Below are 24,617 nucleotides of genomic sequence, written 5' to 3' on the forward strand. Positions count from 1 at the left end.
CCGGGGTACGTCGTGACACGGCGTAAGGGGGGAGCGGCAATGATCTCACAGGCGGGCGGCACGGCCGACCTCAATCGGAGCTGAAGACCGCGGTTTGCGCGTCTCCGCTCCCATTCATCGTGCGGTCCGTCCGGGGATGCGTCGCGCATCGCCGCCGAGGCTGGCTGCCCTGGCCTTCGCCCTGCTGGTCGCTGCGGGCGCTCAACCCGCACGCGCCTTCGACCTGTTCGGTTTGTTCGCCAGCGAGCCCGAACCGCCGCCGCCGAGTCCGACCGCGCTGCCATACACGCTGCGGATCACCGGGACCGACGATTCCGACGTGCTCCGGGCTTTGCAGGACACGTCCACCCTCCATCGCCTGAGGCAGGACCCACCGCCCGACGGTGAGGGATTGCTGCGTCGGGCCGAGGCCGACCGCGCCAAGCTCGCCGACGTGCTTTCGGGCTACGGCTATTACCAGGGAACCGTCACGATCCGGATCGACGGCGCGCCGGTGGCGGAGCAGGCACCGGTCGCGGTCGCCGCCGCGGAGGCATGGCGCAACCGCGGCCTCGTCCCGGTCCGGATCGCGGTCGATCTCGGCCCCCTCTACCATCTCCGCCGGATCACCGTGCGCGATCCGGCGGGCAACCCGTTTCCGGAATCCGTCCTGCCCGCGCGGATCACCCGCGTGGACGAGGATGTTCCGGCCCGCTCGGTCACCGTGCTCGCCCGGGAAGCGCAGATCGTCGACCAGTTCCGCGCGCAGGGCCATCCCTTCGCAAAAGTCGTCGCTCGCGACCCCGTGGTGGACGATTCCGCCCACGTCATGGACGTGACCTTCACGGTGGCGCCGGGCCCGGTCGCAGGTCTCGGTCCGGTCGCGGTGAGCGGCGCACCGGGGATCGACCCGGCGACCATCCGCTCCTTCATCTATGCCGAACCGGGCGACCCGTATTCGCCCCAGGCGGTGGCGGCGATCCGCCGGTCGGTGGCGCGGATCGAGGGCATCGGCGGCGTGCGCGTCCGCGAGGGCACGGCGCTCGACGCCGACGGAAACCTGCCGCTGTTCGTCGAGGTCACCGAACGCGAGCGCAACCTCGTGGGTGTCTCGGCACGCTATTCCACCGTCGACGGGCCGGGCGTGCGGGCCTACTACGCCAATCGCAACCTGTTCGGTGGCGGCGAGTCCTTCCGGGTGGACGCCGACATCTACTATCTGGGCCTCGGCAACGACCCCTTCGCCAACCAGCGCAAGGTTGCGGGAATCGGCACGAACGGCCTCGGCGGACGGCTCTCGGCGACCTACGTCCAGCCGGCCCTGTGGGGCACACGCAACGATCTGCTGGCCAACGCCTTCATCACGCGTGAGGTGCAGCAGAGCTATCTCGTGGATGGCGGCGGTGTCTCTGGGGCGATCCGCCACCGCTTCTCGGACACGTTCTCGGCGCAGATCGGGCTCGACGCCCAGGCGGGCCGGTCGAAGGATGCCCTCGGTACCGTCAATTACCGGCTGATCGGCGTCCCCGCCTCGGTGACCTACGATTCCACCGACAGCCTCCTCGACCCGACGCGGGGCATTCGGGCGATCGCGTCGCTGGCGGTCTATCCCGGCGCGATCTCGTCGCCCGGGATCGTCGTGGCCAAGGCGCAGGGCTCGACCTACTACGCCCTGGACGACGAAGCCCGCATGATCCTGGCCGGCCGCATCGGCTTCGGCTCGGTCTCCGGGGCGCCGCTGGGAGAAATCCCGGACAATTTCCGGTTCTTCGCCGGCGGAGGCGGCTCCGTGCGCGGCTATCCGTATCGGACCCTCGGACCAATCGGCCCCTACAACCTCCCGATCGGCGGCCGCAGCCTGCTCGAGGCTTCCCTCGAGGCGCGCATCAAGGTCACGGACACGATCGGCGTGGTGCCGTTCTTCGACGCGGGCACCGCCTTCGCCTCGGCGACGCCGGATTTCGATGAGAAGATCCGCAAATCCGTGGGCATCGGCCTGCGCTACTACACCGGTATCGGCCCGATCCGCGCGGATCTCGCCTTTCCGCTCGATCCCTATAAGGGCGGGCACGTGCGGCCGGCCGTCCTGTATCTCAGCCTGGGACAGGCGTTCTGAATGGCTCTTCGGACCGGACTCACGCGACGCCGCGCCACGCCGAACCGCGGCGGCGGCCGGTGGCTTGGCCTCGTCCTGGTCTGCCTGATTCTGGCGCTGCCCTGGGCCGTCACGCTGACCTCCGCCGAAGAGGGGGACAAGTCCGTGCTCGGCGGACTCCTGTCGCGGGCGCTCTCGACGCCCTCGTCCCGGGTGGCGATCGGCGCCATCGACGGCGCCCTGTCCTCCGACGCCACCATCCGGGACGTGGCGATCAGCGACCGCGACGGCGTCTGGCTGAAACTCGACCGGGCCCGCATCGTCTGGCGCCGGCTCGCCCTTCTGTCGGGACGCCTGGAGGTCGACAGCCTCGAGATCGGGCATCTCGACGTGCTGCGGCGACCGATCCCCGGTCCACCGCCGCCCGAAGCGAAGCCCGATGGCCGGCTGCTCCCGGACCTGCCCGTCAAGGTCGAGATCAAGGGTTTCAAGCTGGCCGAGCTGACGCTGGGCGAGGCGGTGGCCGGGCAGCCGGCGCGGCTGTCCGCGGAGGGCCGGGCGAAGCTCGGCGCCGCCAGCGAAGGGCTCGACCTCCAGGCCAGGGCCCTGCGCCTCGACACGCCGGGCCGCTTCCTGCTGTCGCTGCTGTTCGTGCCGAACGGCGAGCGGCTCGAGCTGAAGGCGAACCTCGTGGAGCCGGCGGGCGGCCTGCTCTCGAAGGCGGCCAACCTGCCCGGCACGCCGCCAATCGACTTCGAACTCGATGGAACCGGGACGTTGGACGCCTGGGGGGCCAAGCTCGACTTCACGGCCGGACCCGACATCGGTGCCAAGGGCGGTGCGAAGATCTCCCGGATCGGGGCCGAGCGGCGCCTCGCCCTGGATCTCGCGGCACGGATCGAGGGCCTGATGCCGGGCCCGGCGGCCGCGATCTTCGCCGGCACCACCAAGCTCGACGGCGGCATCGCCTTCGCGGATAGCGGCGCCTTCCGGATCGACCGGCTGGAACTGACCTCCCGCACGGCGCGTCTGGCCGCTGGCGGCAGCCTGACCCGCGACCGGGTCGCCGACCTGACGCTCCAGGCCCGCGCCCTGCCCACGGAGGGCGACGTCACCCGGGCCGGCGAGGCCGAGATCGGCAAGCTCGTCTTCGACGGCAGCCTGAAGGGACCGCTCGCGGCACCGACGGTCCGGGGCCGCCTCGACGCGGCTGCCCTGCGCAGCCGCGATTCCAGCCTGGACCGGATCGAGGCCAGCCTCGGGATCGACCCGCAGGGCGACCCATCGGCGCAGCGTTTCGCCATCACGGCGGACGGCCGGGTCGAGGGATTGAAGCTCGCCGACCCGGCCCTGCGCCGGGCGATCGGCAGCCGGGCCAACGTGACGCTCCGCGCCTCGGCCGGCGCAGACGGCGTGGTCGATATCGCGGCGCTCCGGCTCGACTCCGACACGGCGCGGGCGGCCTATGTCGGTCGCGTCGGCCAGAACACCCTGACGGGCACCGTAGACGCGGCCCTGCCGGACCTCTCGGTGTTCTCGGGTCTCGCGGGCCAGGGCCTTGCGGGCAGCCTCGACGCCAAGGCGCGGCTGAGCGGCGATCCGGCGCGCAAGGCCATCGCGGCCGACCTCGCCGTGACCACGAGCGGCCTCGTCACCGGGATCCAGGCCGCCGACCGCACCCTCGGCCGCGCACCGACCCTTCAGGGGCGCGTCTCCCAGACCTTCGACGGCTACGGCTTCGACCATCTGCGCCTGGAGGGGGCCGGCGTCGCCGCGACCCTGCAGGGCGAGGCGACGGCGTCCCGGGCGGATGTCACCGGGCGGCTCGATCTCAGGAGCCTCGCGGATCTCGACGGACGCCTCACCGGCAAGGCCAGCATCGATGTGCGCCTGACCGGATCTCTGGAACATCCGGATGTGACCGCGGCTCTGACGGCGCCGTCCGCCACCGCGGCGGGAAAGCCGATCCGGGACCTGCGCGCCGAGGCGGTCCTGCGGGACGCGCTCCTCGCCCCGGACGGAACGGTCCGACTCAGCGGCGACGTCGCCGGCAAGGCGCTCACGGGCGGTGCCCACCTCGCGCGCGTCGGCGGCGATTGGGTCCTCGACCGGCTCGGTCTCGATCTCGGCTCTGTCGCCGTCGCGGGCCACGCCATGGTCGCGGCCGACACGTGGCTGTCGGCCGGCGCGCTCACCGTGCGGGCCGGCGATCTGACGGACATCGCGCCCCTGGTCCCGGAGCCGGTCACGGGCCGACTCGACGCCGCGCTGACCCTCGCCCGTGACGGCGGCCGCCAGGATGCGGCCATCCGCGCCACCGGAGCCGCGCTCCGATACGGGGAGACCAGCCTCGCGCGTCTCGATGCGGATCTCTCGGGCCGCGACCTGCGCGCGCATCCCGTTCTCGAAGGGCGGCTCGAAGCCGACCGGCTTGTGGCCGCCGGCCAGCAGGTCGACACGATCCGGCTCCTCGCCAACGGCAGCCCCGCCTTCAGCGACGTGACCCTGACCGCCCGGTCGCGCGGCTTCAATCTCGATGGCGCCGCGCGGGTCGTTCCGGCCGAGGACACGCGGATCGAGATCCAGCGTCTGTCGGCCGCCCGGGGCGGCGATCGCTTCGCCCTCACCGGGCCGGCGGCGATCACGCTTCGGGACGGCGGCGCCGTGATCGACGGCCTGTCCATCGCGGCGGGCGCGGGTCGCATCACGGCCGCGGGCCGTGTCGGGCAGGCTCTCGACCTGCGGGTGGCGATCCGGTCGCTACCCCTGTCGCTCGCCCGGATCGCCGCGCCGAGCCTCGCCCTTTCGGGGACCCTGGACGGCGAAGCCGATCTCCACGGGCCTGTCACGCGCCCCGAGGGACGCTACGCGATCAGCGTCGCGAAGCTCGTCGCCCCGCAGACGCGGCAGGCCGGACTTCCGGCGATCGACGCCACCGCCAAGGGCACCCTGTCGGATGGGCAGGCGAGCCTGGACGGTCGAGTGACGGCAGGGCGCGGCGTCGCCCTGACGGTCTCGGGATCGCTGCCCGTGGAGGCAGGGGGGCCGTTGGACCTGCGCGCACGTGGGACCCTGGACGCATCCCTCGCCAATTCCCTGCTCAGCGTCGGCGGCCAGAGCGTCACCGGCAAGGTTGCCATCGACGGCGGCGTCACCGGTACGCTGGCGGCGCCGCGGGCGCAGGGCGCGGCGGTGCTGACCGGCGGCAGCTTCACCGATCCGCTGAACGGCCTCCGCTTCACCGGGATCGAGGGGCGCGTCACCGGTCGCGGCGACAGCGTGGTGGTCGAGCGCCTGACCGCGAGCGCCCGCAACGGCGGCCGGGTCTCGGTCACCGGCCGCGTCTCCCTCGCGCCCGACTTCCCGGGCAGTTTCCATGTCGTTGCCGACAAGGCCGAACTCGTGTCGAGCCCCTTGATGACGGCCGTGTCGAGCGTCGACGTCACGCTGGCGGGTCCGCTGGCGCGGACACCGCGGATCGCCGGTCGCGTGGATGTCGTGTCGATCGATGTCGCGGTCCCGGATCGGCTCCCGGCCACCATCCGGCCGCTGCCGGGGGTCCGCCACGTCAACACGCCGCCGGAGCTGCGCGCGCGCCTGGCGCAGCGGGCAGAGAGGAAGGCCGCGGCACGTCCCGGGCGGCGGTCCGGAAAGCCGGCCGTGCCGTTCGACGCCACCCTCGACGTGACGATCGATGCGCCGAGCCGCATCTTCGTGCGCGGGCGGGGCATCGACGCGGAACTCGGCGGCGCGCTGCGTGTCACCGGAACCTCCGCGTCGCCCAACGCGAACGGCGCCTTCTCGCTGCGGCGCGGTCAGTTCGAACTTGTCGGCCAGCGCCTGGATTTCAGCCGCGGCCGGCTGACCTTCGCGGGCAGCCTGACCACGCCGGAACTCGATTTCGTCGCCGAGACCAAGGCCACCGACGTGACCGCCCGCATCGCGGTCTCCGGCTTCGCGGACGCACCGCAATTCTCCCTGACCTCGGATCCAGCCCTGCCGCAGGACGAGATCCTGTCGCGGATCCTGTTCAAGAAGGCGTCGGCCGGCCTGTCGCCGTTCCAGGCCCTGCAGCTCGCCCAGGCGGTCGCCCAGCTCTCCGGGGGCGCCGCGGGGCCCGACATGTTCGAGCAGGCCCGCAAGAGCCTCGGCCTCGACAGCCTCGACGTTTCCACCGGCGCGAGCGGCGGGCCGGCGATCGGCGCCTCGCGCTACATCTCGGATCGGGTCAGCGTCGGCGTGAAGGCCGGGGCGAAGCCTGCCGACACGGCCGTCGGCGTCGATTTCGACGTCACCCGCCGGATCAAGCTGAAGGGCGAGGCCGGGAGCGACGGCCGCACCAGCCTCGGCGTCGGCGCCGAGTACGAGTGGTAGCCGGCCCGATCCACAGGACCGGCTTGCGCGTCCTCAGCAAGGCTACGGGATCGACACGCCCGGTCAATGGTTTAGGTTCGGCACAGGCGGCCGCCAGGGCCGCCGATCGGGCGGGAAACACGACGGACGATGGACGAGCTTTTCGAGACGGATGACGATCCGCCGGTTCCGGAGGGCGGCCTTCTCCGCAAGCTCCCGATCATCAACAGGCGGGGCCTCCATGCCCGCGCATCCGCGAAGTTCGTCCAGACCGTTGAACGCTACGACGCCGCCGTGACGGTGACCCGGGCGGGGGAGACCGTGGGCGGACGCTCCATCATGGGCCTGCTGACGCTGGGGGCCGCCATGGGCACACGCATCGCCGTCACGGCCGTGGGCCCGGATGCGGAAGACTGTCTCGACGCCATCGAGGCCCTGCTCGCCAACCGCTTCGGCGAAGACGAGTAGCGGCTAGGCCGTCGATCGGCCCGGCCACGCGCAAAGGTCGGAGACGGGGCATCGGGGGCAGGCAGGCTTCCGGGCGGTGCAGATGTCGCGCCCGTGTCGGAACAGCCAGACATGGGCATTGTCCTTGAAGCCCTCCGGCACGCTCCGGGCGAGGCCGTCGGCCACCGCGTCGACCGTCGGGCCCGGGGCCAGAGGGATCCGGTTCGAGACCCGGAAGACATGGGTGTCGACCGCGATCACCGGCTCGTGGAAGGCGAAGTTCGCCGTCACCTCCGCGCTCTTGCGGCCGATCCCCGGGAGGCGGCACATCTCCGCGGCGCTGCGCGGGACGCCGCCGCCGTAATCCGCCACCAAGGCCGCCGACAGCTTGACGATGTTGCGCGCCTTGGATGGCCCGAGCCCGACCGGCCGGATGATCTCGACGATCCGGGCTTCCCCGAGCGCCACCATGCCGGCGGGATCGCGGACCTCGGCGAACAATGCCTCTGCGACCCGCGAAACGGTCGGTCCGGTGGACTGGGCCGAGAGCAGCACGGTCACGAGCAGGCGGAACGGGTCGGTGCGGTCGAATCCGGCCTTCGGATCCGGATCCCTGTCCGCGAGACGCGCGAGGACCGCGGCCACCGTGGCGGCGTCTCCCGCCTGACCGGCTTCAGACGCCGGTCCCGCGGCGGCCTTTCGGCGCGGAGCGGATCGAATGCCATGGGTCAGGTCGCGGGTCATGGGCGCCAGCTAGGGTTCGGACGCCTCCCGCGACAGGCTCCCTGCGCGCGGCGGATTGACCGCTCAGGCCCGGGCCCGCCGCCAGGGTACCGCATTGGAGCCGGCGCAGAGGTGGAGCGTTCCGGACACGACTGCGCCGGCCCGGCGCCGGAACTCGACCTGCAGCGCGCCGCGACGGGCGAACAGCCGGGTGACCACCCGGACCAGCGATGCCTCGGCCGGGTCGGCGATGATCGGCCGCGCAGCCGTCCGGGCGTCGAGGGCGAGGAAGGTCTCGACCGCATCGCGGACGGCGGCTGGTTCGGTCACGGCCAGTCCGCGGGCTCCCAGCCTGCCGGGCGGATGCCGATCAGGTTCCCGGCCGGAACCGAACGCGGTCGCGCCGGACGGCTCGCCGCCAGGATGGGACGCGGCGGTCCCGGATCCTGCACGGGCGCGGACTCACCGATCAGGCGGAGCGGGCGGCGCAGCGCCCCGAGCCGTTCCCGCAAGGCCCGGTCCACGGCCTCGGCGGCTGCGTGCTCCACCAGGGCTGCGGCGTCAGGCTCCGCGGGCTGCCAGGGCCGGGCCCGGCCGCCCCAGACCGAATGGGGCATCGCCAGCGGGACGACCCCGCGCAGCGTCTCGCGGCCGTCGCGCGCATCCCGGCTCCAGGCCAGGGCGACGGCGACGGAACGCGCCGCCGGACGATGCTGGGCCAGCGGCAGGAGATGATCCGGGTCGCGCAGCGGATCGCTGACGGCATTGCGCACCAGCATGGCCCGCCAGGCGGCGACCGCCGCCGCATCCACGGCACCGGGCCGCTGGAGATCGACCCGCCACGTCTCGGCCTGCGGACCGGCTCCGGCATCCGGAATTGCCGTGTCGTCCGCCCGCTCGGACAGGCCGCCCTGTATCACGGTGAAGCGTCGCACCATCGCGTGTCCTGCCTGTCGACGATCCGTCCCGATCCGGGACGATCCGGCGCCTCAGGGGCGCCATTCGGCTCGATGGCTTCAAGGATGGTGCCGCCCGCCGGCGTCAGGGGCCGGGGATCGCCAGGGGGTTGTTGGTGAGCGCCGCGGCGTCCGGCGCGTCGATCCGGGGACGGCCCAGGAAGGCGTCCCAGAGCTGGCGCACGAAGGCGGGATCGAGATCGCGCAGGATCAGCACGAGCCGCGAGGTGTGGTCTGGATCAGGCCAAGCCGGCAGCGTGATCGGCGCGTGGAACACGTGCTGGACGCCGTGGACGACGAGCGGGCGCTCGGGATCGTCGGCGAGGGCGACGATGCCCTTGAGCCGCAGCAGCTTCGGACCGTGGCCGGAGCGCAGGAGGTCCATGAACATCTCGAAGGCGGGGCGCGGCACGGGCGCCGGGCTGGTCAGGCAGATCGCCTGGATCGCGGCGTCGTGGCGGTTCACGTCGGCGTGGTGGCGATCCTGCGCCAGCGCCGCGTCGCCGAGCCAGGCACGCACGTCGGCCGCCTTGCCGTCGAGACCGAACAGACCCCCGAGGAGCGCCTCCGCGGGGGCGTCCGGCGCGACGATCGGGGCGGCCGGGTTGAGCGCCGCCAAGCGTGCGCGGATGCCCGACAGGTCGCCCGCGAGATCGGTCTTGGTCAGCACGATCCGATCGGCGACCGCGGCCTGCCGCAGGGCCTCCGGATGGGCGTCGAGGGTCTCGGCGCCGGTCAGCGCATCCACCAGGGTCACCACGGCCTGGAGGCGGTATCGGAGCACCAGATAGGGATGGTAGATCAAGGCGTGGAGGATCGGTGCCGGATCGGCGAGGCCCGTCGTCTCGATCACCACGCGCCGGAACGGCCGTATCCGGCCGTTGTCGCGCTTGCGCAGCAGATCCTCGAGGGTGGCGATCAGGTCGCCCCGCACCGTGCAGCACAGGCAGCCGGCGCCGAGAAGGATCATGTCCTCGTCGACGGTCTCGATGAGCAGGTGATCCAGGCCGATCTCGCCGAACTCGTTGACGATCACCACCGTGTCGGCGAGCGCGGGATCGCGCAGCAGCCGGTTCAGCAGGGTGGTCTTTCCGGCGCCGAGGAAGCCGGTGAGCACGGTCAGCGGGATGGGCTCCGGGCGACGCGGGTCCGGAGCGGGCACGATGGTGTCTGACATAGGCGGCGAAGTGGGGTGCGTCGGGCTCCGCGGCAACGCGGCGCCACGCCGGACACCCGCGATGGCCTACTCGTCCGCCGCGGCCTTCTTGGCGGCCGGCTTCCTGGCCGGCGCCTTGGCCGCCGCCTTGGCATCGGGCTTGGCATCGGGCTTGGTCTCGCCCTTGGTCGACCCGGACCTGTGGGCGGCGGCCTTCGGCGCGGACTTGGTCAGGCCCTTGCCGGGCTTGGCCTCGGGCATCCCGGGCGTCTCGTCGGCCGTGTAGGCGCTCGCGTTCCGCGGCACGCCGTGACCCGGCTTCGCGGCGACCTTCGGGGCCGTCTTGGCGGCGGCCTTCGCGGCCTGGGCGCGTTCGAGCCGGGCCGCCTGGGCCTGCTTGGCTGCCTCAAGGGCCGCCGCGCGCTTGGCCTTGGCGGCCTCGAGCTTGGCGGCGCGGGTGTTGGCGGCGGCGGCCTTCTGCTCGGCCTCCTGCGCGTCGAGGATGTTCTGGCCTTCCGCCGGGTTGCGGCCGATCCAGACGGCGATCGGCTGAAGCGGCGCCCGCGGCGGCAGGGAGCGGGCCCGCAGGGCAGGATTGGAGAAGGCGGCCAGCGCCAGCGCCGGCGAATTCGCCGCCGAGCCGCCGATCAGTTGCGCGGCGGAACCGGGAGCGCTCAGTGCGCCGGCCCCGTCCTCGATGGCCGGCGGCTTCTTGCCGCCGCAGATGAAGGGGCGCATGTCCGGCGGCGCGGACAAGGCCGAGGCCGGGAGCGCGTCGAGGGTCGGGCTCGTCCAGCCGGCGCTCTGGCCGAAGGCGTAGTCGAACAGGTCGGCGGCCTTCACGTCGCGCTCGCGCGGGCTCGGCTGCCCCATCACGATGGTGACGATCCGCCGACCGTTGCGCGTGGCGGTCGCCACCACGTTGAAGCCGCCCGAGCAGATGAAGCCGGTCTTCATGCCATCCGTGCCGGGATAGCGTCCGAGCAGCCCGTTGTGGTTCGCCATCACGGCGCGGCCGAACTGGATCGCCGAGATCGAGAACAGGTCGTGGGAATCCGGGAAATCGCGGATCAGAGACCGGGCGAGAACCGCCATGTCGCGGGCGGAGGTCCATTGCCGCGGATCGGGCAAGCCGTTGGGATTGTACCAGCGGCTGTCATGCATGCCGATCCGCTGGGCAGTCTCGTTCATCAGTGCGGCGAAGTTGTCGACGGTGCCGCCGAGCGACTCGCCGATCGCGTAGGCGACGTCGTTCGCCGACTTGACCATGATGATCTTCAGGGCGTTGTCGAGGGTGAGCTGTGTCCCCGGCTTGAAGCCCATCTTCGAGGGCGGCTCGGCGGCGGCGGCGGCCGAGATGGTGATCATCGAGTCGAGCGAGACCTTGCCCTGCCGCACGAGATCCAGGGCGACGTAGGTGGTCATCAGCTTGGTGATCGAGGCCGGATACCAGGGATCGGTCGGCGCCTGCGCGTAGATCACCTTGCCGGAATCCACGTCCGCCACGAGGATCGGCACCGTCACGGCATTCGCGGCGCCGATCCCGATCAGGCCCGCCCCGAGCAGACCCGTCAGCGCCGCAAACCCGACGGTGACGCGTCGGTAGAGAGAAGAGGACATTCGAGCCCGACTCATCAGAGGATCGCCTGGTCGACGCCGCGGGGCGTCGGTTTTCCGGCCGGCCAGCCGGAGAGCGGCGCAACCCGGCCGGCCGAAAGCGGTCGCCGGACTGCATCTCGGCATGAACGAGTCCACCATGGCAAGAGCAAGGCGAGATCGCACCGCGCGTCTGCTCGGCGCGGTTGTCGGTGGCCCACCGGACAGGCACGGCTTATGTGCAGTCAGAGCGCGGAGCGGACCGCGCGCGGACGTGACTGGGACAGTTGTGGCTTACGCGGTCAAGGAGATTTTCCACACACTTCAGGGTGAGGGCGCCCAGGCCGGCCGCGCCGCCGTGTTCTGCCGCTTCGCCGGCTGCAACCTGTGGTCCGGTCGCGAAGCCGACCGCGCGTCAGCGGCCTGCCGATTCTGCGACACGGATTTCATCGGGATGGACGGGGAGGGCGGCGGCCGCTTCACGGATGCGGCGGCGCTCGCCGACGCGATCGCCGCCACCTGGGCGGGAGGCGCCGAGAACCGCTACGTCGTCTTCACCGGCGGCGAGCCGCTGCTCCAGCTCGACACGCCCCTGATCGAGGCCGTCCACGCGGCCGGGTTCGAGATCGCGATCGAAACCAATGGGACTTTGCCCGCGCCGCCCGGTATCGACTGGATCTGCGTCAGCCCCAAGGGAAGCAACGCCCTGGCGCAGACCTCCGGCCATGAACTGAAGCTTGTCTATCCGCAGGCGGACGCCGATCCGGCGGCTTTCGTCGGGCTCGCATTCCAGCACCGCTTCCTCCAGCCCATGGACGGGCCGGACCGCGCCGCCAGCACGGAGGCGGCGATCGCCTATTGCCGCCGCGATGCCCGCTGGCGGCTGTCGCTGCAAACCCACAAGATCATCGGCATTCCCTGACAAGATCAGCGCAAGACGGGGGACGCCGCTCGACAGTGCTCCTCCCATCGCGCGGAGAATCGGAAACGATCAGCCCTGTGTTTCAGCTGCGGAACAGGGCCGTTGAGCGCCGATGGATCTTTCTCACAGCCGCGGATCATCTCCGCGCCAGCGCGGAATGCGCACGCTTCCGAATGCCACGGGATCTGGCCGGTCGATCCCGATCCGCATGTGACGAACCTGTCCGGCCGTCAGCTTTGGCATTTCCGGGGCGGGGTACCGGTGGCGGCCGAGATAAACGGAATCCGCATCGCCGCGGATGACGCGCGGATCGCCCAGATCGGCATCCGGCGGGACACCCAAGCCCGCCCCTATCCAGCGCATTTCACCCACGCACCGGCAACCGGCGAGATCCTGCGCAACCCCGCAACCGCCGAGGAGCCGGCCACGCTCGAGATCGACCGCGGCAGCTTGACCGAGCTTCCTCTGCCGAGCGGCGTGCCGGTGCTGCTCCGGGCCGGGCGCCCGGCCGCGCTCCACCTGTTTCAGGAAAACCTGGGCGCCTTGGACACCTGGGACGGCCGGACGTTCCTGCCCCTCGGCCGTCTGCCCGCCGCTGCACCGCGAACCACGCCGACGGCGTCTCCCGCGGGGATCGCCTACACCACCGCCGACGCGCTGGTCTCGGCAGGACTTCCGCAACTCGGTCTCCGCCTCGCCTCCGGCGAAGTCGGCCTACCGCGCCTGCGCTTTCTCTCCGCTCCAGGCTGGGACGGGATCGACCTCCTCGCCCTGGCCGAACGGGACGGGCGGCTCATCCTGTGCCGCAGCACGGTCGGCTCGGATGCCCTCGCCCTGCTGGACCTCGACAGATCCGCGTCCGGAAGCCGGTTCTCAGGTCCCTGGAAAAACCGCCTGGGCGACATGTTCTGGACTGGACCCGACGGGTTCGTCGCGTTCCGGGCGGGCGGCGCAGGCGCGGCTTTCGTTGCTTGGCCGGACGGCTTCGCGCCGATCACCGCGCAAGCGCCGTGGCGCGATCGGGCCGACCAGCACCACCAGCTCGGCATCCTGGAGGGTCGCTACCACCTCGCCGCAGTGACGCCGGACCGGACGCTCCGCCCCCTCGACGGGCCGCGCCTCGCCGCCGGACCCGTCGCCTACTGGGGCGCGGACCGCTTCGACCTGCCCTGGCAGCCGCCGGCCGAGACGCTCACGCTCGGAGCGCACGCGGGCGCTCTCCTCGTTCCGCTGCTGGCCTTGCCCCGCGATACCGTGCTCCTCGCCCTGGACATCGACGCTCCGCGCGCCGCATTCCTCCAGGGCGCCGCTCTCCGCGAACCGGTGATCGGCCACGTCCTGCACCACGCCCACGGGGTTGGCCTCCACCGCCTTCCGATCACCCTGGAGGTGGCGTCACGCGGCGACGCCGACGCGCTCCTGCACGACAACGCGCTGTACCTCTGGACCCGGTCCGGGCGCAGCTGCCACGCGCTGCGGCTTCAGACGGCCTGAGGTCGCTTCCGACCCGCGCGGCGCTCGCGCTGCTCGTCCTCTGGTCGCCCCCGGTCCAGGCCGCCGCCCATCAGCTCGTGCTCATTCAGGATTCCGGATGGATGGAGCCGTTCCTGAGCGCCGAGGGCTCGCAATTCCGGCCCTTCGTCGAGGCACTGGCGGCCGCCATCCGCGTGCCGGAGGGCACGATCGCGATCGGGACCTTCGACCAGGACGGTCAGGTTCCCGGGCGCACGTCGCCGCGCATCCTGCACAAGATGCGCAAATAGGCGCCGCCGGGCCCGGACCGCACCGCCATGACGGCCCTGTTCTCGCTGAACTACTCGGCGCTGAGTCGAGCCGTGCTCGCCACACGCGGGAGTCTGGACTTCGAGGAAGCCGCCGCTCAGGCCGGCCTCGACATGGTCGCGGCCTTCTTCGGGGTCGCCCGGGGCGAAGCCGAGCGCCACCTCCCGACCGTCGATCCGGCAGCCTTCGCTACCGACGCCCCGCTGCGCCTTCTGGATCGGACGCCGCCGGCCCCGCCGGAGGAGACGGCGATGCGGTTCTATCTCTATCGCGACGCGGTGACGGGGCCGTTCCCGCTCTCCGCGCTCGTCGGCATGGCGCGTTCGGGCGCCCTGTGGGCGGACACGCCGATCCATCCGCTCGGGGGAGCGTGGATGCCGGCCGGCGGCCAGCCCGAGCTGGCGCCGCTCTTCGTGCCGGCGCCGCCGGACCTGTGACGTCCCGCTCAGCCTGCCATGGCCCTCCGCTGGGCGCGCGCCGCTCGGACCGCCAGGCGGGCGAACCGTCCGTCGACGTGCGACGGATCGGGATCCTGCCCGGCCAGGATCGTGCGGCGCAGGGCGACCAGCGCGGGATCGCCCCAGGCGTCGAGCACCAGCGCGAACGCCGCGTGGCGTCCGGCATCGAACGGGATCGGCCGACCGGGCCGGTCCCGGGCCGGATGCGCCGGATGGAGCGCGCCGCAGGGCACCCAGCCCTGCGGGATCGGCGCGGTGGCCGCATGGGTCCGTCCGAGCCGCAGCAGCTGCGGCAGGACGTGGCTCTGCGGTCCGGACCCCGCTTCGGCCGGATCGGCCCCCGGGGCGAAGACCTCGATGCGCCCGCAGCGCGTGATGAAGACCCGATCCGGGTGCGCCGCGAGCGACCGCAGGATTCCCGCATCGCCGGACGGCCGGCCCGCCAGCGCCCGAAGCCTACGGATGCCTTCGGGATCGGCCACCCGCAGGCAGGCATCCACGGCGCGCAGGCCGAGGCCGAGGTCGAACAGGGACGCGGCGCGGTCCTGCGGCCGGATTGCCGCCGCATCGGGCCCCAGCTCGGTCAGTACGGTGCGCCCGCCCATGGCACAGGCCGCTTCGGGGAGGCAGAGCGCGACCGCTTGGCTCCAACCGTCGTTGAAACCGGTCTCGTAGGCGAACGGCCTGAGATCCGGCGGCACCACGAGGGCGAGGGCGCCCCGGGCCGTGACGATGCCGATCCCCCCATTCTCGAGGGGCCGGGCCGCCTCGTCAGGGTCCCGCGCGAAGACGGCGCCGGCTCCGTAGCTGCCGAGGCTCCACGTGCAGGCCGGATCGGCCATTTGGGCCCGCAGCAGGGTCTCCACCGCGGATCCCGGTCCGGCCGTCATCGGCTCCTCGCACGCACGCCACCGCAGCGGGCACGCCTTGACACGGACGGCGAATGACCGGAAGTCGCGGGGCATCACCGAGGTTGTGGTCGGCAAGGCGGGCGCGCGGCCCGGAACGACCGATGCGGAGACGTCCGCTGGACCTCGCGACGGGATCCGCAAGAAGGGCGCTGGCATGGACGTCATCGAGACCGAGATCCCGGACGTGAAGCGCATCGCGGTGAAGCGCTTCGGCGACACGCGGGGCTGGTTCTCCGAGACGTTCCGGGCCGACGCCCTGGCGCGGGTCGGCATCACGACGCCGTTCGTACAGGACAACCAGTCCTTCTCGGCGCCGCAGGGCACGATCCGCGGGCTGCACTTCCAGATCGCGCCCCGGGCCCAGGCCAAGCTGATCCGCGTGCTCCAGGGCGCGATCCTCGACGTCGCGGTCGACATCCGCAGCGGGTCGCCGACCTACGGAAAATACGTCGCCGTCACCCTCGACGCCGAGACGGGCGATCAGCTCTACATCCCGCACGGCTTCGCCCACGGCTTCTGCACCCTGACCCCCGACGTCATGGTCGCCTACAAGGTCGACGAATACTACAGCCCCGAGCACGACCGGGCGCTCGCCTGGAACGATCCCGAAGTCGGGATCCCGTGGCCGGTCTCGGGCGAGGCGGCGATCCTGTCCGACAAGGATCGCCGCGCCCCGCGCCTCGCCGATCTCGGCCAAGTCTTCTGAGCCGCGCGGCCCGGCCGCAATTTCGTCACGCCGGCCAGTCTTACGCTGCCCGGCTATTCCGTTTCTGACCTATCCGAAGAGGTGACACGCCATGCGCATCCTGGTGACCGGAGGCTGCGGCTTCATCGGCTCGGCGCTGGTGCTGCACCTCGTCAACGATCTCGGCCACGACGTCTGCACCCTCGACGCGATGACCTATGCGGCCAACCCGGTCTCGCTGGCGCCGCTCGCCGACAACCCGCGCCATCGCCTGGTCGAGGCCGACATCTGCGACCGCGCCGCCGTGCAGAAGGCCTTCGCCGACTTCAAGCCGCAGGCGGTGATGCATCTGGCGGCCGAGAGCCACGTCGACCGCTCGATCACCGATCCGGGCGCCTTCGTGCGCACCAACGTCATCGGCACGCAGACCATGCTGGATGGGGCGCGGGGCTATTACGAAGCCCTGCCGGAGGCGGACAAAAAGAGCTTCCGGTTCCTCCACGTCTCCACCGACGAGGTCTACGGCTCGCTGCCGCCGGACGCGTTCTTCACCGAGGAGAGCCGCTACGATCCGCGCTCGCCCTACTCGGCCTCGAAGGCGGCCTCCGACCACCTCGCCCGCGCCTGGCACGAGACCTACGGCCTGCCGGTGCTGGTGACCAACTGCTCGAACAATTACGGGCCGCGGCACTTCCCCGAGAAGCTGATCCCGCTGATGATCCTGAACGCCCTGGAGGGGAAGAAGCTGCCGGTCTACGGCGACGGCCTGAACGAGCGCGACTGGATCCACGTGGAGGATCACGCCAAGGGCCTCGTCGCCGTTCTGGAGCGCGGCCGGATCGGCGAGACCTACCTGCTCGGCGGCCGGGCGGTGCGCAACAACCTCGCGGTGGTGAAAGCGCTGTGCGCGGCCTTCGACCGGCTGCGTCCGCAGAACGCCCCGCACGAGCAGCTGATCAGCTTCGTGGCCGACCGCCCGGGCCATGACCGGCGCTACGCCATCGACTGCACCAAGGCCGAGGCCGAACTCGGCTGGCGCCCGCAGAAGACCTTCGAGCAGGCGCTGGAGGAGACCGTCGCTTGGTACCTCGCCAACGAGGGCTGGTGGCGCCCGATCCGCGAGGGCCGGTACAAGGGCGAGCGCCTGGGACTGAACGGCTGATGGACATCCTCGTCCTCGGGGGCGCGGGCCAGGTCGGCACCGAGCTGCAGGCCCTGTCCTGGCCGCACGGCGTCCGCGTGCACGCACCGGGCCGCGCGGATCTCGACATCACCGACGCGGATGCCGTCGCGGCGGCGCTCGCCGCGCGCGACTACCGGGCGGTGATCAACACCGCCGCCTACACGGCCGTCGACAAGGCCGAGTCCGATGTGGTCGCGGCGTGGCGCCTCAACGCGCTCGCGCCGGCGATCCTGGCGGCCGCCACGGCGGCGCGATCCATCCCGCTGGTCCACGTCTCGACCGACTACGTCTTCGCCGGCACGAAGCCCGACGGCGCCTACGCGCCCGACGCACCGATCGATCCGCAGAGCGTCTACGGCGCCAGCAAGGCCGCCGGCGAGCTGGCGGTGCGCACCGGCAATCCGCGCCACGCCGTCGTCCGCACCGCCTGGGTGGTGAGCCCGCACAGGGGCAACTTCGTCAAGACGATGCTGCGGCTCGCGGCCGAGCGCGATGCCCTGACCGTCGTCGACGACCAGCACGGCTGCCCGACCTCGGCCGCCGACCTCGCCGCCGCCCTCGCGACGATCGCGCAGCGCATGGCCGGGGATGCGGACGCTCCCACTGGCACGTTTCACTGCGTGAACGCCGGCGACACCACATGGTGCGGCTTCGCCGAGGCGATCGTGGCGGGCTCGGCCCGCCGCGGCGGCCGCTCGGTGCCGGTCAAGGGCATCCCGACTTCCGCCTATCCGACACCGGCCCGGCGGCCGGCCAATTCGCGCCTGTCCACCGACAGCCTCACGGCCGCTTACGGCATCGCGCCGCGGGCCTGGCAGGCAGCGCTCGACGATATCCTGGACCGGCTCGTCGGGCCGGTTTCAGAGGGAGTTTCCAAGCCATGAAGGGCATCGTTCTGGCCGGCGGATCCGGCACGCGCCTGCACCCGGCCACGCTGTCGATCAACAAGCAGCTCCTGCCGGTCTACGACAAGCCGATGATCTACTACCCGGTCTCGGTGCTGATGCTGGCCGGCATCCGCGAGATCCTGATCATCTCGTCGCCGGAGCACCTCGACAATTACAAGCGCCTGTTCGGCACCGGCGAGCAGTTCGGGCTGAAATTCTCCTACGCGCTGCAGCCGCGGCCGGAAGGCCTCGCCCAGGCCTTCGTCATCGGGCGCGACTTCGTGGGCGACGACGACGTGGCGCTGATCCTCGGCGACAACCTGTTCTTCGGCGCCGGCATGGGCGAACTCCTAGATCGCGCCGCCGTGCGCAAGCAGGGCGCGACCGTCTTCGCCTACCACGTCGACAACCCGCAGGCTTACGGCGTGGTCAACCTCGACAAGGCGGGCCGCCCGACCAAGATCGTCGAGAAGCCGCAGAACCCGGAATCCACCTGGGCGGTGACCGGCCTGTACTTCTACGACAATCAGGTGCTCGACATCGCCGCCGACGTGAAGCCCTCGGCCCGCGGCGAGCTGGAGATCACCAGCGTCAACGAGGCCTACCTGCAACGCGGGCAACTGCACGTGGAGCGCATGTCGCGCGGCTATGCGTGGCTCGACACCGGGACCCACGACAGCCTGCTGGAGGCGAGCGAGTTCGTGCGCACCCTGCAGCACCGCCAGGGCCTGCAGGTCGCCTGCCTGGAAGAGATCGCCTACCTCCAGCACTTCATCTCCCGCGACCAGCTCGTGGCCCGGGGCGAGATGTTCGCCAAGACCGCCTACGGCCAGAACCTGCTGCGGCTCGCCCGCGAGAGCGAGGACGACCTGCGGCTGCGTCGCGGCAAGTAGCCGGAGTGCCCTCGGTCGGACGCGCCTCCTATTTCGGAGCGCATCCGATGCAGATGCCCCGCATGATCCGATCGTTCTGCGCCTCGTTCGGCGTGAGCGTGCGCCGGTCGTCGGGCGTCGCCGCGCCGGCCCCCCGGCTCGGCGGCATCACACGGCCGAGGGAGGAGGTGTTCGGCGCGGTCGCCGTCGAGGCGGGACCGCCGCCGGTGCCGGTCTGAGCCTGCGCCGCCGCGGCGCTGGCCGCCAGGACCGGCAGGAAGATCGCGAGGCCGAGGGTGGTGAGCGGTCGGGTCATCTGTCTGGAACTCCGTGCCGGGCCATAACGCGGGTGTGACCATCCGGTTCGACCCCACGGGCCGATCCCTACCTTTGTTCGCCTTTGCAGAACCGATGCGGCGCCGTATCAGGAGCCGCGTTCCCGCAGCCGACATTCTGAAGCGTCGAAACCCGGAGCCGCCGCGACGATGCGGGACCCCAACGCGATCGACTTCTGGCGCGGCTTCGCCCTGATCACGATCTTCATCAACCACATCCCCGGCAACACCTTCGAGCGCTACACCTTCTCGCAATACGGCATCTCGGACGCGGCCGAGCTGTTCGTGTTCCTCGCGGGCTGGTCGATCGGCATCGCCACACGGGGTCGCGACGGCAACCCCGAGCCGCCCGGACGGAGCGTGGTGCGGCTGCTGGCCCGCACCGTCGAGGTCTACCGGGCGCAGCTCACCGTCATGCTGCTGGCGCTGGCGATCATCGCGGGCGCGGCGCTGCTGCTCGACAACCCGCTCATCCTCGAATGGCACAATGCCGGCGGCTTCTTTGCGGACCCGATCCAATCGGTCTGCGGCATGGCGCTGCTGACCTACCAGCTCGGCTACTTCAACATCCTTCCGCTCTACGTGCTGCTGATCGGTATCGCGCCCGTCTTCGTGCTCGTCGGGCGCGTCAGCCTGCTCGCGGCCCTGGCGCTCTCCGTGGGCGTGTATCTCGCCAGCCTCATCTTCGGCTGGAACCTTCCGTCCTGGCCGGGGGAAGGGGACTGGTTCTTCGATCCGTTCTGCTGGCAGCTTCTGCTCGTACTCGGCTTCGTGCTTCAGGGCTGGAACCTGCGCTCCGATATCCTGCGCCGCTGGGCGCGACGCCTGTTTCCGATGGGCGTCGTCATCGTTCTCCTGGGGATCCTGCTCGCGGTGACGGAGATCCGCCCGGATCCGATGCTCGTTCCGGAGCCGCGCCTGCTCTTCACGTTCGAGAAGACCTACCTCACACCGGCCCGGCTGCTTCATTTCTTGGGGGTATTGTTAGCGTTTGCGCCCCTTTACAGGGTACTCGCCCCCCGAATCGGTCGCATTGTCGGTTATCTAACTCAGATGGGCCGGAACTCGCTGGCTGTCTTCTCGATGGGTTCGATCCTGAGCCTGATCGGGCAGCTCGTGCGTTTCCAGACTGGCGGCGGCGTGCCGATCGATATGCTGGTCGCCGGCTCGGGCCTCGTCGGGCTGGGGTTTACGGCATGGTTCGTCGAATGGCGCAGCCGCAGCAGATCGTCGCGACCGCGGGCATGATGCGGGCGGGGTATCCTGTGCGCCCATCCCGGGCCGTCCGGACCGGTGCCGCCGGCGGGCTCGCCCCGGCGCTGGCCACCTGGGTCCTGACGGCCAGCCTGTGGGGCATTCCGGTCGGATCGGCCGCGGCGGAGCAGCCCACCATTCCAGCGCCGGGTGATCCAACCCTCTCCCTGGAGTGCCGGGTTCCCGGCGCACAATTGTACACCGTGGCCCAGCTGGGCGCCGTCAAGGCGGCACTGGCGGAGAACCGCCCGCTCAAGATCCTGGCGATCGGCGGCAGCGCGGCGCCCGGGGCGTCCGCCTCCTATCCGGCCAAGCTCGAAGCCGCCCTGGAGCACGCTCTGCCGAAGGTCGACGTGACGATCGACCATCGCGGCCTTCCGGGCGAGATCGCCTCCGGGGCCGCCGAGCGCCTGAGGACCATGGTGGCCGAGGCCGAGCCCGACCTCGTGGTCTGGCAGGTCGGCACACACGATGCCATCGCCCGCGTCGACGTCGACGCCTTCGCGAGCGCGCTGGCCGAGGCCGTCGGCTGGATCCGCTCTCACGAAATTGACGTGGTGCTGGTCGACCCGATCTATACCGCCAGCATGGCGGCCGACGTCGACTACAACCGGATCGTCGAGGCAGTCCGCACCGTCGCGACCCAGCAGGGCGTGCCGCTCGTGCGACGCTACGAGGCGCTGCATTACCTGTCGAGCCGCACGGACAAGGGCGAGGGGCACATGCTCGGCCGCCAGTTTCGGCTCAACGATCTCGGGTTGCGGTGCATGGCCGAGCATGTCGCCCTGACGATCGCAACCTCCCTGATGCGGACCGAGACGCCGAAGGAACCCAAGGCGGCCCCGGCCCAGCCGCCCTTAACCGAGCCGCAACGCGCCCCGGGCTAGACCGGACGGCCAGAGATCGGCCTCCCGCCGAGTTCAGGACGGGCGCGGAGCGCGTAGTGTCAGCCACGGCTCTCCCTCTCCGCGCGTTCCGGCACCTCCGGGCTCTGAAGACCGGTCCCCAGCGGGCGGCCCTCACGGTCTTCGCGATCCGCGTGGGGGCAGCCGGCTTCGCCTACGGCGCCCAGGTGCTCGCGGCCCGGATGATGGGCTGGGACGCCTACGGGATCTTCGCCTCGGTCTGGGTCTGGACCGCGATGCTCGGCCATACCCTGACCCTTGGCCTGTCGCAGGGCGCCTGCCGCTTCGTGCCGGGCGATCAGGCGCAGGGCGATCTCGACCTCGCGCGGGGCTATATCCGGGCCGGCGCCCTGGTGACCGGCGGTGCGGCCCTCGCCATCGCGGGGCTCGGTGCGGCCCTGCTGATGCTCGAACCGGACCTGTTCGCCCCGGCCTACTGGGCCCCGATCGCGGTCGCGCTCGGCGTGATGCCGCTCTTCGCGCTCCAGGATTACCTCGAGGGCGTGGCCCGCAGCCAGAACTGGGTCGGGCTCGCCATCGCGCCGCCCTACCTCCTGCGCCAGACCCTGATGATGGGCTGCATGATCGCGGCGATCCTGCTCGGCGCGCCGCCCCGCGCCGAAGTGGCGATGGCCTGCATGCTGATCGCCGCCGCCGGCGCCACGGGCCTGCAGGCTGCCCTGCTCGCCGCGCGACTTCGGCGGAGTCTGCCGGCCGGGCCGCACCGCTACCGGTGGCGGGCTTGGCTGGGGACGAGCCTGCCGATCGCCGCCATCGACCTCGCCAATGCCGGCTTCACCTTCGTCGACGTCATCGTGCTCGGTGCCCTGGTGAGCCCGGCGGAGGTCGGGGTCTACTTCGCGGCGACGCGGATCCAGCAATTCGTCGTGTTCGTCCACTACGCCGTCAGCGCGGCGACGCTCCAGCGCTACAGCGCCGCCCAGGCACAGGCCAACCGCTTCCTGCTCGCCGAGCTGGTCCGCCGCCAGGGCCGCATGACGGCAGCCGCGACGCTCGTGGTCGGCGGCGCGATCCTGGCCGTCAGCCCCCTGCTGCTCGCCATGTTCGGCCCGGGACTCGGCGCCAGCGTGCCGATCCTGTGCATCCTGATCGCCGGCAGCGTCGGAGCGAGCCTGTTCGGGCCGGGAGAGGACCTCCTCACCATGCTGGGCGGCGAGCGGCTCTGTGCCGGCATCACCGTGGGGAGCCTCGTCGCCGCCGCAGGTCTGTGCCTCGCCCTGGTTCCGGCCTTCGGGACGCTCGGCGCCGCCATGGCGGTGGCGCTCGCGACCATGGGCCGGGCCGCCCTTCTGGCCCGGGCCGCCGGGCGGATCCACGGGCTGCCGACCCCGGTCTGGGCCACCGGGATGGCCCGATGACCGCGGCGAACCCCCTCCGCGCGCCCTCCGACGTCGCGTTCGCGCTGACCGACGCACCGGATCCCGTCGCCTGGGATGCGCTGGTCGCAGCGAGCACCGCCCCGCATCCGCATTTCGCGCGGCACGTGATCGATGCCCATCGGGCCGCAGGACTCCTGTCGGCCGCTCTGCGCTATGTCACGGTCCGCCAGGGAGACCGGCTCGTGGCGCTGCTGCCGTATGCGCCGACCCGCGACCTGTGCGGTCTCGGCAGCCGGATCCTGCGGCCGTTCCTCTCCCCCTACGTGACCGCCACCGCGTCGCTGATCGCCGACGGCCCGGACCGGACGGCCCATGCGCGGGCGCTGGTGGCCGGGCTCGAGGCGGCTTCCGGTGGCCGGGCGTGGCGCTGGCCTCTGCTGCCGACCGGAGAAGGCGCCGTGCCGGACATGCTGGCGGAAATGCGCCGGCGCGGCTGGGCGATCGGCACGGTGGCGGCCTTCGACCGGCCGGTCATGGACCGGCGCGCCGACCAAGCGGCGTTCCTCGCCGATCATCCCAACCGGGCGCGCTTCAAGGATCTGCGCCGCCGGGCGCGCCGTCTGGCGGAGACCGGCGCCGTCGCCCATGTGAGCGCCGCGGACGGACCGGACCTCGCCCGCCTCGTTGCGGCATTTCTCGATCTGGAGCGCGTCGGCTGGAAGGGAAAGGCCGGCACCGCCATGGCCTGCCGCCCGGAGAGCGCCGCGCTCGCCCGCGCCCTGTTCACGGCGACACCGGGCCCGGTCGGCGTCCGGGCCGATGCGCTGACCCTCGACGGGCGGCCGATTGCCGTCAGCCTGGCCCTGGTCACCGGCGGCACCGCGACCCTGCTGAAGACCGCCTACGACGAAGGCCTGCGCAGCCACGCCCCGGGCCTCCTGCTGGAAGCCGAGATCGTGCGGGCCTGCCACGAGACCGGCTTCGCCGAACGCCTCGACTCGGCGACGTTGGACGGTTCGGCTCTGGAAAGCCTCTACCGCGACCGGACCCCGATCGCCGAGGTCATCGCCGTTCCGCCCGGTCGGCAGGTGATCTCCCTAGAGCGGCGCGTCCGGCTCGCCCGATTCGAGCGCGACGCGCGCGCCGCCGCCAAGCGGGCGCTGCGGCGGCGCTAGATCGGCGCGGCGCAGGTCGCACCCACGGGCGCCCTGGGGAGATTTGCGAGCGCGATCTCCGGTCATCCGCCCCGGGAAGGCCGATGACGGCGCCCGTGCTCCGCGCGCAGGCCGGCCCGGCGGCGCGCCCGAGCCAGGCCGCCAGGGCGAAGCTACGCGTTGCCCGCGACCGCATCGCTCGTATTCTCCACGTCCGGTCCGCCGCACGGACCACCTGCCGGGCCACCACCGGACCGGCCCTGGGGTTTGGCGCCGGGTAGCCATGCCGCGGGAGGACCGGCAGCCGGGCCGCTCGGAACCGCGGCCCGGTCGCGTCGGGCGATCAGCGCAGAGGGGGCATCATGGACGACTGGAAAGCGGGGCTCCGGGCGGAACTGCGGGCGATCGACATCGCCACCGGCGACGCGGCTTCGGCGCAGCTGCCGGACCTGCTGCGACGCCTGAGCCGACATCAAGCCGGGCTAGGTCGCAACCCTGTCCTGTCCCTCTATCGCCAATGGCGCATCCGGAGCTTGGCGCGGGCCGTGGCGGATGCGCGCTGGCACGTGGAACAGGGGCGCCGCGCGCGCCTCGGCGGTCTCGATCCGCGGTCGTGAGAGGGTG

General features: G+C 71.8%; 23 protein-coding genes. 16 read left to right on the forward strand and 7 right to left on the reverse strand.

Annotated features, from left to right (window positions below):
* Positions 1 to 136 precede the first annotated feature (136 nt).
* The 3 genes from A3862_RS19195 to A3862_RS19205 all read left to right on the forward strand — a co-directional run bounded on the left by A3862_RS19195 (position 137) and on the right by A3862_RS19205 (position 6,895).
* Positions 137 to 2,095, forward strand: a complete 1,959-nt coding sequence (locus A3862_RS19195; RefSeq protein WP_043757642.1) for an autotransporter assembly complex protein TamA — start codon at positions 137 to 139, stop codon at positions 2,093 to 2,095.
* Positions 2,096 to 6,448 (forward strand): translocation/assembly module TamB domain-containing protein, encoded by a 4,353-nt coding sequence (locus A3862_RS19200; protein WP_043757637.1) that lies wholly within the window; start codon positions 2,096 to 2,098, stop codon positions 6,446 to 6,448.
* Positions 6,449 to 6,577: 129 nt separating this feature from the next.
* Positions 6,578 to 6,895: an HPr family phosphocarrier protein gene (locus A3862_RS19205; RefSeq protein ID WP_043349643.1), complete on the forward strand. Its 318-nt coding sequence runs from the start codon at positions 6,578 to 6,580 to the stop codon at positions 6,893 to 6,895.
* Between the two features lie 3 nt (positions 6,896 to 6,898).
* On the opposite strand, the gene A3862_RS19210 is transcribed toward A3862_RS19205, so the two are convergent.
* From A3862_RS19210 to A3862_RS19225, 5 genes are all read right to left on the reverse strand, one after another.
* Positions 6,899 to 7,519, reverse strand: coding sequence for an endonuclease III domain-containing protein (locus A3862_RS19210; RefSeq protein WP_236961385.1), 621 nt, complete (start codon positions 7,517 to 7,519; stop codon positions 6,899 to 6,901).
* A gap of 162 nt (positions 7,520 to 7,681) precedes the next feature.
* Entirely contained in the window at positions 7,682 to 7,927 is a 246-nt protein-coding gene (locus tag A3862_RS32130; protein WP_236961386.1) for a hypothetical protein, read from the reverse strand.
* The gene (locus tag A3862_RS19215; RefSeq protein ID WP_236961388.1) at positions 7,924 to 8,535 is read right to left on the reverse strand and encodes a hypothetical protein; all 612 of its coding nucleotides are present in this window, start codon (positions 8,533 to 8,535) and stop codon (positions 7,924 to 7,926) included. Before A3862_RS19215 ends, A3862_RS32130 begins: the two co-directional genes overlap by 4 nt.
* 103 nt (positions 8,536 to 8,638) lie before the next feature.
* Positions 8,639 to 9,730, reverse strand: a complete 1,092-nt coding sequence (locus tag A3862_RS19220) for a CobW family GTP-binding protein (protein WP_043384296.1) — start codon at positions 9,728 to 9,730, stop codon at positions 8,639 to 8,641.
* A 66-nt stretch (positions 9,731 to 9,796) separates the two neighbouring features.
* Positions 9,797 to 11,329: a D-alanyl-D-alanine carboxypeptidase family protein gene (locus A3862_RS19225; RefSeq protein WP_051044599.1), complete on the reverse strand. Its 1,533-nt coding sequence runs from the start codon at positions 11,327 to 11,329 to the stop codon at positions 9,797 to 9,799.
* Between the two features lie 265 nt (positions 11,330 to 11,594).
* On the opposite strand from A3862_RS19225, the gene queE reads away from it, so the two are divergent.
* From queE to A3862_RS19240, 4 genes are all read left to right on the forward strand, one after another.
* Positions 11,595 to 12,227 (forward strand): 7-carboxy-7-deazaguanine synthase, encoded by a 633-nt coding sequence (gene queE / locus A3862_RS19230; RefSeq protein WP_043345774.1) that lies wholly within the window; start codon positions 11,595 to 11,597, stop codon positions 12,225 to 12,227.
* Positions 12,228 to 12,437: 210 nt separating this feature from the next.
* The gene (locus A3862_RS19235; protein WP_236961390.1) at positions 12,438 to 13,721 is read left to right on the forward strand and encodes a hypothetical protein; all 1,284 of its coding nucleotides are present in this window, start codon (positions 12,438 to 12,440) and stop codon (positions 13,719 to 13,721) included.
* 101 nt (positions 13,722 to 13,822) lie between these two features.
* Complete coding sequence (locus tag A3862_RS31585) at positions 13,823 to 13,990, forward strand: hypothetical protein (RefSeq protein WP_158498453.1); 168 nt, start codon at positions 13,823 to 13,825, stop codon at positions 13,988 to 13,990.
* 27 nt (positions 13,991 to 14,017) lie between these two features.
* Positions 14,018 to 14,446: a hypothetical protein gene (locus A3862_RS19240; protein ID WP_043757630.1), complete on the forward strand. Its 429-nt coding sequence runs from the start codon at positions 14,018 to 14,020 to the stop codon at positions 14,444 to 14,446.
* A gap of 8 nt (positions 14,447 to 14,454) precedes the next feature.
* Here A3862_RS19240 and A3862_RS19245 read toward each other — a convergent pair whose 3' ends face one another.
* Positions 14,455 to 15,357: a DUF6925 family protein gene (locus A3862_RS19245; protein WP_111473897.1), complete on the reverse strand. Its 903-nt coding sequence runs from the start codon at positions 15,355 to 15,357 to the stop codon at positions 14,455 to 14,457.
* A 175-nt stretch (positions 15,358 to 15,532) separates the two neighbouring features.
* Here A3862_RS19245 and rfbC point away from each other — a divergent pair, with 175 nt between their 5' ends.
* The 4 genes from rfbC to rfbA all read left to right on the forward strand — a co-directional run bounded on the left by rfbC (position 15,533) and on the right by rfbA (position 19,026).
* Positions 15,533 to 16,084 carry a dTDP-4-dehydrorhamnose 3,5-epimerase gene (gene rfbC / locus A3862_RS19250; protein ID WP_043345777.1) on the forward strand — a complete coding sequence of 184 codons (552 nt, stop codon included), beginning with the start codon at positions 15,533 to 15,535 and terminating at the stop codon, positions 16,082 to 16,084.
* 91 nt (positions 16,085 to 16,175) lie between these two features.
* Positions 16,176 to 17,225 (forward strand): dTDP-glucose 4,6-dehydratase, encoded by a 1,050-nt coding sequence (gene rfbB / locus A3862_RS19255; RefSeq protein WP_043757626.1) that lies wholly within the window; start codon positions 16,176 to 16,178, stop codon positions 17,223 to 17,225.
* On the forward strand, positions 17,225 to 18,130 hold the full coding sequence (rfbD, locus tag A3862_RS19260) for a dTDP-4-dehydrorhamnose reductase (protein ID WP_043757624.1): 906 nt from the start codon (positions 17,225 to 17,227) through the stop codon (positions 18,128 to 18,130). Before rfbB ends, rfbD begins: the two co-directional genes overlap by 1 nt.
* On the forward strand, positions 18,127 to 19,026 hold the full coding sequence (rfbA, locus tag A3862_RS19265; RefSeq protein ID WP_043757622.1) for a glucose-1-phosphate thymidylyltransferase RfbA: 900 nt from the start codon (positions 18,127 to 18,129) through the stop codon (positions 19,024 to 19,026). The genes rfbD and rfbA overlap by 4 nt, the downstream gene beginning before the upstream one ends.
* 28 nt (positions 19,027 to 19,054) lie before the next feature.
* Here rfbA and A3862_RS19270 read toward each other — a convergent pair whose 3' ends face one another.
* The gene (locus A3862_RS19270) at positions 19,055 to 19,321 is read right to left on the reverse strand and encodes a hypothetical protein (RefSeq protein WP_052083618.1); all 267 of its coding nucleotides are present in this window, start codon (positions 19,319 to 19,321) and stop codon (positions 19,055 to 19,057) included.
* A 169-nt stretch (positions 19,322 to 19,490) separates the two neighbouring features.
* Between A3862_RS19270 and A3862_RS19275 the strand changes: the two genes are divergently transcribed.
* From A3862_RS19275 to A3862_RS19295, 5 genes are all read left to right on the forward strand, one after another.
* On the forward strand, positions 19,491 to 20,588 hold the full coding sequence (locus A3862_RS19275; protein WP_043757619.1) for an OpgC family protein: 1,098 nt from the start codon (positions 19,491 to 19,493) through the stop codon (positions 20,586 to 20,588).
* On the forward strand, positions 20,549 to 21,481 hold the full coding sequence (locus A3862_RS19280) for an SGNH/GDSL hydrolase family protein (RefSeq protein ID WP_043757616.1): 933 nt from the start codon (positions 20,549 to 20,551) through the stop codon (positions 21,479 to 21,481). The genes A3862_RS19275 and A3862_RS19280 overlap by 40 nt, the downstream gene beginning before the upstream one ends.
* Positions 21,482 to 21,537: 56 nt before the next feature.
* Positions 21,538 to 22,878: a lipopolysaccharide biosynthesis protein gene (locus tag A3862_RS19285; protein ID WP_043757614.1), complete on the forward strand. Its 1,341-nt coding sequence runs from the start codon at positions 21,538 to 21,540 to the stop codon at positions 22,876 to 22,878.
* The gene (locus A3862_RS19290; protein ID WP_111473898.1) at positions 22,875 to 24,014 is read left to right on the forward strand and encodes a GNAT family N-acetyltransferase; all 1,140 of its coding nucleotides are present in this window, start codon (positions 22,875 to 22,877) and stop codon (positions 24,012 to 24,014) included. The genes A3862_RS19285 and A3862_RS19290 overlap by 4 nt, the downstream gene beginning before the upstream one ends.
* Before the next feature lie 341 nt (positions 24,015 to 24,355).
* Complete coding sequence (locus tag A3862_RS19295; RefSeq protein ID WP_043757611.1) at positions 24,356 to 24,610, forward strand: hypothetical protein; 255 nt, start codon at positions 24,356 to 24,358, stop codon at positions 24,608 to 24,610.
* Positions 24,611 to 24,617: the final 7 nt, after the last annotated feature.

The organism is Methylobacterium sp. XJLW, from assembly GCF_003254375.1.
Lineage (GTDB): Bacteria > Pseudomonadota > Alphaproteobacteria > Rhizobiales > Beijerinckiaceae > Methylobacterium > Methylobacterium fujisawaense.